This window comes from Brevibacillus sp. NRRL NRS-603 (assembly GCF_003013445.1).
Lineage (GTDB): Bacteria > Bacillota > Bacilli > Brevibacillales > Brevibacillaceae > Brevibacillus > Brevibacillus formosus.
Genome location: NZ_PXZN01000118.1, coordinates 1 through 2405, shown reverse-complemented (window position 1 = coordinate 2405; position 2405 = coordinate 1). Strand labels below are relative to the sequence as shown.

Annotated in this window: 2 protein-coding genes; one reads left to right on the top strand and one right to left on the bottom strand. The window is 45.8% G+C overall.

All coding sequences use genetic code 11. The features are described from left to right. Nucleotides 1–697, bottom strand: a 697-nt coding sequence (locus C7R94_RS28865; RefSeq protein ID WP_106785951.1) for a PIG-L deacetylase family protein, incomplete at its 3' end; no start/stop codon positions are given. Nucleotides 698–1007: 310 nt separating this feature from the next. Here C7R94_RS28865 and C7R94_RS28860 point away from each other — a divergent pair. After that, on the top strand, nt 1008–2297 hold the full coding sequence (locus C7R94_RS28860) for a Glu/Leu/Phe/Val family dehydrogenase (protein ID WP_047068950.1): 1290 nt from the start codon (nt 1008–1010) through the stop codon (nt 2295–2297). The last annotated feature ends 108 nt before the right edge of the window (nt 2298–2405 follow it).

Below are 2405 nucleotides of genomic sequence, written 5' to 3'. Positions count from 1 at the left end.
AGTTTGGAAGGTTGTGCCAAGCCAAGATGTAATGATTGTTTGGCGGAACAGAATAGTGCTCGCCTTTTGTTACACCTGGAAACACGCGTTCTACTGATAAGTGCTGCGTTCTGTGTGCCCGCAAGGCATCTGCTACTTTTGGCATATATTCAGGTGCGTGAATGATCGTAGTAATGCTCTCGATTGGATCCGAAAAGGGAGGCTTCATCGTACCAAATCCTTCCTCGGATGAGCGAGTCGCATAATAAAGCTTTCGTACACTCGTATCTGGGCCTAAAGAAAGGACAGCCTGGGTGGTAGCATGACTAATCGCCAAGTGGTCAGGATGTCCGGAGATGCCATGCGGTGCAAACGTAACGATGATTTCCGGTTGGATCTGGTGAACAGCCTGGTGGATACGAGTAACGAGCTCATCGACAGGCACTGTGTTTAGGAACTTATCCTGATATTCCCAGACGTCTACTTGATCGAAGCCAAGTATGGCACAAGCGTCGCGAAGCTCTTGCTCACGAAATCGGGGTAGTTCTTCTGGTATGCATAACGGTGGTTCACCAGCTTTTCCTGCTTGCCCTTTTGTTGCACACAGTAGATGAGTGCTGGCCATTTTGGTCTCACTATATTTGGAAATGGAAATCCCACAAGCAAACGTTTCGTCATCGGGATGGGCAAAAATAAACAAAATAGACTTCTTTTTCATAAAAACACCTCCATGAATAAACTTCCACATTACTTTTTCCATTATGGCATAAATTCACTAATCCTGTAATGAAAGAAACAAGTTTGGAGACAATACAATCATGGCTGGACGTGCATTTGAAGCAATTTGTATAAAACGCAGTCTGTAAAAGCGGTTTCAAAATGGAAGGTAAATAATTGAATGATTATGCAAAACAAGGTACGAAAACGTTTTCGAAATGGAAAAAAAACATTTTTTAGCTTCTCATAAATGATACAAGCGTGTATACTAAAGGCGGCATTGACCGAAAACATTTTTGAGGTGGTAAGTAATGGGTAATCAAGACGTGGTAACCGAAAGCACCGAAGGGAAAGAAAAGCAAGAATCATTGAACTTGCTCCATTCAACTCAAACGGTGATCAAGGAAGCACTGGAGAAACTAGGTTACCAAGAATCGATGTTTGAACTCTTGAAGGAACCGCTACGCGTTTTGACTGTACGTATTCCGGTTCGCATGGATAATGGCGAAGTAAAGGTATTTACGGGCTATCGTGCACAGCACAACGATGCAGTAGGTCCGACCAAGGGGGGCATTCGTTTCCACCCGGAAGTTACTGAGGATGAAGTTAAAGCACTTTCTATCTGGATGAGCCTCAAAGCAGGTATCGTCGATCTGCCATATGGCGGTGGTAAAGGCGGTATCATTTGCGACCCGCGTGAAATGTCCTTCCGCGAATTGGAAAGACTGAGCCGCGGTTACGTTCGCGCAATCAGCCAGCTTGTGGGTCCTACTAAAGATATTCCGGCTCCGGACGTCTTTACGAACTCACAGATTATGGCGTGGATGATGGACGAATATAGCCGTATCCGTGAATTTGACTCGCCTGGTTTCATTACGGGTAAACCAATTGCGCTGGGTGGTTCCCATGGCCGCGAAACAGCTACTGCAAAAGGTGTAACCATTTGCATCCGTGAAGCAGCGAAGCGTCGCAACATCGACGTAAAAGGTGCGCGCGTAGTAGTACAAGGCTTTGGTAACGCTGGTAGTTACTTGGCAAAATTCATGCATGATGCAGGCGCTAAAGTTGTAGGTATCTCTGATGCATACGGTGCGCTGCATGATCCAAACGGTTTGGATATCGACTACTTGCTGGATCGTCGTGATTCCTTTGGTACAGTTACAAAACTGTTCAACAACACGATTACCAACAAAGAGCTTCTTGAACTGGAATGCGACATTTTGGTTCCAGCAGCGATCGAAAACCAAATCACAGCTGCAAACGCTCACAACATTAAGGCGCAAATCGTAGTAGAAGCGGCTAACGGCCCAACTACACTGGAAGCGACTAAGATTTTGACTGAGCGTGGAATTCTTCTGGTTCCAGACGTACTGGCAAGTGCCGGTGGTGTAACTGTTTCCTACTTTGAGTGGGTACAAAACAACCAAGGCTACTACTGGTCTGAGGAAGAAGTAGAAGAGAAGTTGGAAAAAGTAATGGTTCGTTCGTTTGAAAATGTATACTCCATGTCTCAAACTCGTCGCATTGACATGCGTCTGTCTGCTTACATGGTTGGTGCCCGCAAGATGGCTGAGGCTTCTCGCTTCCGCGGTTGGGTATAAGTTTTCAAACAACCCTCCATATATTGAGAAAACATGGCTCCGCCGTTTTGGCGGGGCCTTTTTTATTGGCGGCGTGTGATGTGGCTGTGGTGGAGAGAAGAATATTTC

Bases quoted from the DNA above. Each gene is read 5' to 3' on its own strand.
- C7R94_RS28860 (WP_047068950.1), top strand. From the start codon at position 1,008: ATGGGTAATCAAGACGTGGTAACCGAAAGCACCGAAGGGAAAGAAAAG.